Source organism: Streptomyces sporangiiformans, assembly GCF_005768555.2.
Classification (GTDB): domain Bacteria; phylum Actinomycetota; class Actinomycetes; order Streptomycetales; family Streptomycetaceae; genus Streptomyces; species Streptomyces sporangiiformans.
The window spans coordinates 49946-55945 of record NZ_VCHX02000026.1; the positions used below are offsets into that span (position 1 = coordinate 49946).

Consider the following 6000-nt stretch of genomic DNA (forward strand, 5'->3'; position numbering starts at 1 on the left):
GTGCAGCTGGTGCCGTCCAGGCAGGTCACCGCCACCACCGGTTCTGCCCCTGGCTTCGACCCGCTGGGCGAAGCGCCGGTATGCGGTCGGCCAGGCCGGCCCGAATCCGGAGGCAACTGCCCGCCATGGGCAGCCAGGGCGAAGCCACGAAGGCGCCCGCTCCCTGGATCTTGCGGTTACCGGCCCGCCGACGGCCACTGCCCTGAGGACGCCTCATTTCCCTCGGCGGACACCAGAACTGTCTTGCACCGCTCAACGAGCTCATAGGCCATGCGAGGCGAGGTCTGAGTGGCGCGTCCTGCTCGAAGGTTCGGGGTGAAGCCGTTGGCGGCGGCTTTGACGCCGGCGCGGCCGGGATCGCGGTAGGCCGGGAACGCCTCGCGGCACTGCTCCAGGGTCTCGCCGAGTCGTCTGTTCTCGTCGATCGGCCGGCGACTCGTCGGCCCTCAACGCTCCTGGTGGACGGGTCGGAGTTGCACCCCGGCGGCGCCGTCCGCACCGTGCCGACGTTCAACGGGCGACTCCGCCTGGAGCGCGGGTGGCGAGGCACGGGGACGCGGACCGCGCCGCTGTACCTCTGAACTGCGAAAACTGACTGATAGTCAGGTCAAGCTGCATCACCGCATCGCGCACTGGCCATACGATCACGATCGAGTCTCAGTCTTGACAAAGTCTAAACTGGAGCCTACTTTTCAAGCTCCTTGAGTAGGTGTGTGTGGCCTGGGTGGGTTTGTTCGTGCTGGTCGGCCGCCACATCCGGCCCCTGCTGAAATCGGAGTTGGACATGAGGTGCTACGACTGCCTCCAGGAGGCGCGCAGCGACATAACCGGCATCGGTGTGTGCTCGCGCTGTGGCTTGGCCACCTGCGAGAAACACGCCCGTGTACGTCAGGTACAGGTCACCCGCCAGGTCGGCATGGGCGCTGCGTCCGGCCGTATCCCGGCACGCAGGGTGGTATGCCGCACCTGCGACATGGCCGAGACGGCGCACTGACCGCATGGTGCGCTTGTCGGAGCGTCGTGGTGGGCAGGGACGGTCGTGGAGTCCACGCTGACCGCCGGACAAGTCCGTCCTGCCCTGGCGGGTGACTTCGGCGATCAGGCCTTCCGGCGGCGCGGTGAAGGGACCGGCGTTCCTCCCGACCTGCAAAACCCGCAGGCGGTCGGTCAGTTCCGAACTCGTCTGGAAATCTCACGCCACTGCGCGCCTGCCGCGAACCGCCACATCGCGTGCTCGAACTGATTCCGCAGCCGCTCAGGGTAGGGGCCGTACTTGCCCATCGGCAGGAACGACGCGATCAACCTCCGCTGTTCGTCGGTGAGTTGCCTCCACGTCACGCTCGTTGTCCTGCCGGATCCGCCTGAAGGCCGACGGCGTTCTTCCGGCTGCGAACGGGTCCAGTGTCGCCACGCGACGCCGCTGCCGAGCTCGTCACCACGGGCTTGCAGCCAGTCGCTGTAGGCCTTGCCGGAACAACCGGGCAGCAGGCCAAGCCGCTCTTGTGGCATGGGGATCTCGTCGGGCGTGAGGTCGACCATCCGTGTCGACCGCTCGAGAATCCCGCCGCCGTCAGTGATCGTCATGCGGACAGGCGTGCTGCACATGCTCGTCCACGCCGAACCGGATGGGACCGGTGAGCCGGGTCGCGCGTCGACCGTCGCTTCCAGCAGCGGCGGGTCCAGCCGCACGTGGTGTTCCGAGGTCGCAGTCGAGGCTGAAGTTTTGTATTGACAGTGCTCGACGGGCACCCATATGGTCGACAAACGACAATGCGGTGGCGGTTTTAAGCCACCATAAGGCGTTTTGCCGCCACTGTTACTCGAGAGGAGAGCCGAGTACAGATGATCAACATTCATGCGAAGCGGGTTCTCGTCGCCAACTACGAGGGTTTGTGCCCTGTTCCGTCCGCGGAGGTGGCGCGATGAGCCAGTTCGTGACTCCCGCAGCGCACACCGACTCGGCTTCCGATCGGCTCCAGGCCTTGGGGCTGGCTCTTCCCGAGCTCCGTGACAACCCGTACTACGTGCACCACCGGACGGTGGGCTCCAGCATCTACATCTCGGGCCAACTGCCTTACAAGGACGGTTGGCTGCTGGGGCAGGGCACTGTCGGCCGGGACGTGGAGCTGGAGACGGCGCGGTCACTCGCGCGCCATGCCGCGCTCAACTGCCTCGCTGCCGCTGTGCAGGCGGTGGGCGATCTGGACCGGGTCAGGATCGTGCAGATGCTGGTCTTCGTGGCCAGCACGCCGGACTTCGGTGAGCAGTCGCAGGTCGCCAACGCGGCCAGTGAACTGCTCATCGAGGTGCTGGGCGAGAACGGACGGCACGCCCGCACCGCGATCGGTGTCGCCGGGCTGCCGCTCAACACCCCTGTCGAGATCCAGATGGTCTGCACCGCTGTGTAGGGCGGGCCCGACGGCGGTGTACGCAAGTACGCGCAATATCGCGGGCCGCGCGCGTTCGGCATCCAGGGGGAGTCAGCACCCGTGCCCCTCGATCATTCCAGGCAGAACCACAAGGAGGGCAGCGTGAACCGGCTGCAACGAGCACTCGACGCTCTGGTCGAGCGGATCGACACCCCCGCGCCGATCGTGTTGGTCGACGTCATGCAGGGCAACATCGACCGCGTCCAGGGTTTCGCCGACCAGCGCAACATCAAGGTCAGGCCGCACGTCAAGACGCACAAGTGCGTGGAGATCGGGCGACGCCAGATCGAGGCCGGCGCGGTCGGGATCACCGCGGGAAACGTCGGTGAGGCCGAGGTCTTCGCCGCGGCCGGGTTCGACGACATCTTCCTCGCCTACCCGATCTGGGCCGCGGGAACGAAGCGAGCCCGGATCCGCCGGCTCGCCGAGTCCGCCCGGCTGCGGGTCGGCGTCGACAACGTCGCGGCGATCGAGGCCCTCGCCGACGCAATGGGAGACGAACCCGAGCGGCTGCAGGTCGTGATCGAGGTCGACTGCGGCGCCCGTCGTTCCGGGGCTCCGGCCGAGGCTGCGGGCGATCTCGCGCTCGCCGCCCGCAAGCGCGGTCTGGTGCCGGTGGGCGTCTTCACCTATCCAGGTCACGGCGGCGCCGGCCGGGACGTTCGCCGGCGTGCCGCGCAGGACCAGGAGGCCGCGCTCACCACCGCGGTACGCAGCCTCACTGACGTCGGGGTCACCGCTGAGGTGGTCAGCGCCGGCTCCACTCCCACCCTCGAGTTCTCCACCAGCAGCGTGATCACCGAGATCCGTCCCGGCGAGTACGTCTTCGGCGATCTGAACAACGCCCGGCTGGGCGCCTGCACGGAGGACCAGATCGCGTTGTTCGTCGCCGGCACCGTGGTCAGCGACTGGGTCCCCGACCAGGTCATCCTCGATGTGGGCAACAAGGCCCTCAGCAAAGAAGGCAGCCCCGAGATCGGCTACGGCGGCATCGCCGGCACGAAGGCGGTCCTATCCAAGGTCAACGAGTACCACGGGTTCCTCCCGCTGCCGGACGGCGAGTTCTGCCCCAGCGTCGGCACCGTCGTCCCCGTGGTGCCGAACCATGTATGCCCGGTCGTCCTCGGCTTCGAGGAACTCATCGTCACCGACAGCACGGGCACGTCGCTGCAGCGGTGGCCGGTCGACGCCCGCGGATTCCTCAACTGACCGGCACGGGACGAGACCCTCGTCCTGCCCAAGCTCGCAACCCGACGACCGACCTCCCCCGCAAGAGGAGTGCCTGACATGAGACTCAACAACGTCACGGCCCTGGTGACAGGCGCCAGCAGTGGCATAGGGCAGGCGGTGAGTTCCCACTTCCGCCGGGAGGGCGGGCGGCTGCTGCTCACCGGCCGCAGGGAGCGGCTCGACAGCGCTCAGCCCGACGACCTGTATGTTCCCGGCGACCTCAATGACGAGGCGTTCGTCGAGCACCTGGCCAAGCAGGCCGCGGAGTCCTTCGGCACCGTCGACGTCGTCGTCCTCAACCACGGCCTGCAGGCCGACGGTCCGCTCACCGAGATGGCCTGCGACGACGCGAGGAACGTACTGGAGAGCAACCTGCTCAGCGCGTTCCTGGTGATGAAGCACTTCGCGCCGCTGATGCCCGAGACCGGTGGCTCGTTCGTCTGCGTCAGTTCACGGCTGGGCATGGTCGGCATGTCCGGGCAGGTCCTGTATTCCGCCGCCAAGGGGGGCCTCATCATGCTCGCCAAGGGCGCGGCGATCGAGTGGGCCCCGCGCAACATCCGTGTCAATGTCGTCGCTCCGGGCCTGACCGCCACCCCGATCATCGAAGCGGCGTTCCAGCGCAGGCCCGACCCCGAGGGCTACCGCCGCCAGCGCGAGAGCACGATCCCGCTCCAACGCCTCGCCACCCCCGAAGAGGTCGCCGACGCGGTGCTCTTCTTCGCATCGTCGGAGTCGTCGTACGTGACCGGATCGGTCCTGACCGTCGACGGCGGGTACACCGCTTCCTGAACACCCCTGCCTGGCATCACCACCAGCAAGGGGCTGAACGACCCGCTCTCCTCTCACCTCCTGCCTTGGGCAACCGCCGATTGCGGCATGAACTGTCGAACACGCGTCGAGCACGTCCCCCCTTCGCCGCACTCGAACGGTGCCACCCACAGTGCGCCCGTGCCGACAACCGCATCCGCGCCACCGGCCACCCCGGCGCCAGCCGCGACGCGTCGTCGGCCTCCGCATATCGGGAACGGGCCGCGCCCACGAGTGCGTGCCAGACACCGCTTGGCAACGGCTCATCGACCGTGGCCGCGGCTACCAACTTCTCCAGCTCAAAAAGGAAAGACATGTCGCTCCTGAAGGCCATCGACACCGATCCCTCCTTCGCGCCGCGAGAATCCGGTCCGCTCCCGGAGCGCCTGATTTCCGGCAACCCCACGTTCCGGACCTGGGCCCAGGACGTCGCCCGTGGGGAGTCGATCCATACGGGCGTCTGGGAAGCGACGCCCGGCGAGATGCGCTCGATCAAGGGCGAGACCTTCGAGTTCTGCCACATCCTCTCCGGCAACTCACCCCCGAAGGGGGCGAGCCGGTGATCTACAAGGCCGGCGACAGCTTCGTCATGAAGCCGGGCTACGTCGGCGTCTCCGATGGACCGCTCTGCCCGTCCCTCAGCCGCAGGCCCGGCTCTGCTTCATCCCTCACGAGAGCCCTCAGGCTGCGGCTCTGGTGAGGAACGCCCCCACTCCGCTGGTCACCGCCTGTCACGGCTCCAGCCTCCCCACCGCCACTCACCCGGTCTTCTAGCCGGCGTCGCTCCGACGACAAGGTCGTCGGGGACTTCGATCCACGGCGAACACGCGCCCAAAGCGGCGATCGGCAACGCAAGCGGGCGATGCTCTGCCCGCGTTCGCCACCCTGCACCATCCCCCCCCCGCACCCGCGAGGTAAAGCCCCGCACAGCTGGTCCCACGCGTCCCCAGATGAGGAGTATTGCCATGAGTGATGCCCAGATTGGTCGCAGAGCGCTCCTGCGCGGAGCAGGCGGCCTCGCCGCCCTCGCCGCTCTTCCCTCCCTCGCCGCCTGTGGCACCGGCACCAGCCGGTCCGGTTCCAGCAGCGCCAAGGCCGACGGCAAGACGGTGGTCGTCCGCGACAGCGGCGGTTCCTACGGCGCGGCCCTGCAGAAGGCGATCTACACGCCGTTCACGCAGGAGACCGGCATCCAGGTGAAGGTGCTGAACCTGGACGACGCTCCGCTGCTGGCCCAGATCAAGCAGGGCCGTCCGCAGTGCGACCTCATCAACAACTCGATGATGTCTCACACCAAGTACGTCAAGCAGGACGCGCTGGAGACGCTGGACCTCGACCGGGTCAAGAGCGTGAAGAGCGCGAAGATCCCCGAGGCCCAGATCACCGACCACGCCATCGGGCACGCCTTCTACGGCCAGTGCATCGGCTACCGCACGGATGCGTTCGGGGGTAAGAAGCCGGAGTCGTGGGCGGACTTCTGGGACACCAAGGCGTTCAAGGGTGCCCGCGCGATGGTCCACCCGGACGGTGA

At 67.7% G+C, this 6000-nt stretch carries 6 protein-coding genes and 2 pseudogenes; 7 read left to right on the plus strand and 1 reads right to left on the minus strand.

All coding sequences use genetic code 11. The features are described 5' to 3' along the window. Nucleotides 1-784: 784 nt before the first annotated feature. Nucleotides 785-994: a DUF2180 family protein gene (locus tag FGD71_RS50040; protein ID WP_425329656.1), complete on the plus strand. Its 210-nt coding sequence runs from the start codon at nt 785-787 to the stop codon at nt 992-994. 20 nt (nt 995-1014) lie between these two features. On the opposite strand, the pseudogene FGD71_RS50045 reads toward FGD71_RS50040, so the two are convergent. Next, nucleotides 1015-1338: pseudogene (locus tag FGD71_RS50045) on the minus strand (transposase family protein); the annotation flags it as partial. A gap of 584 nt (nt 1339-1922) precedes the next feature. On the opposite strand from FGD71_RS50045, the gene FGD71_RS01230 reads away from it, so the two are divergent. From FGD71_RS01230 to FGD71_RS01250, 6 genes and pseudogenes are all read left to right on the plus strand, one after another. Beyond that, complete coding sequence (locus FGD71_RS01230) at nt 1923-2408, plus strand: RidA family protein (protein ID WP_119098465.1); 486 nt, start codon at nt 1923-1925, stop codon at nt 2406-2408. A 123-nt stretch (nt 2409-2531) separates the two neighbouring features. After that, nucleotides 2532-3638 (plus strand): alanine racemase, encoded by a 1107-nt coding sequence (locus tag FGD71_RS01235; protein ID WP_119098475.1) that lies wholly within the window; start codon nt 2532-2534, stop codon nt 3636-3638. 78 nt (nt 3639-3716) lie between these two features. Then, nucleotides 3717-4451, plus strand: coding sequence for an SDR family NAD(P)-dependent oxidoreductase (locus tag FGD71_RS01240; protein WP_119098466.1), 735 nt, complete (start codon nt 3717-3719; stop codon nt 4449-4451). Between the two features lie 332 nt (nt 4452-4783). Next, on the plus strand, nt 4784-5032 hold the full coding sequence (locus FGD71_RS01245; protein ID WP_240436330.1) for a cupin domain-containing protein: 249 nt from the start codon (nt 4784-4786) through the stop codon (nt 5030-5032). Nucleotides 5033-5165: 133 nt separating this feature from the next. Further along, nucleotides 5166-5334: pseudogene (locus tag FGD71_RS48280) on the plus strand (IS110-like element IS110 family transposase); the annotation flags it as partial. A gap of 100 nt (nt 5335-5434) precedes the next feature. Then, nucleotides 5435-6000 (plus strand): extracellular solute-binding protein (locus tag FGD71_RS01250; RefSeq protein WP_119098467.1); only part of this gene is annotated, 566 nt, incomplete at its 3' end.

Coding starts and splice junctions, on each gene's coding strand:
- FGD71_RS50040 (WP_425329656.1), top strand. CDS start 785: ATGAGGTGCTACGACTGCCTCCAGGAGGCGCGCAGCGACATAACCGGC.
- FGD71_RS01230 (WP_119098465.1), top strand. CDS start 1,923: ATGAGCCAGTTCGTGACTCCCGCAGCGCACACCGACTCGGCTTCCGAT.
- FGD71_RS01240 (WP_119098466.1), top strand. CDS start 3,717: ATGAGACTCAACAACGTCACGGCCCTGGTGACAGGCGCCAGCAGTGGC.
- FGD71_RS01245 (WP_240436330.1), top strand. CDS start 4,784: ATGTCGCTCCTGAAGGCCATCGACACCGATCCCTCCTTCGCGCCGCGA.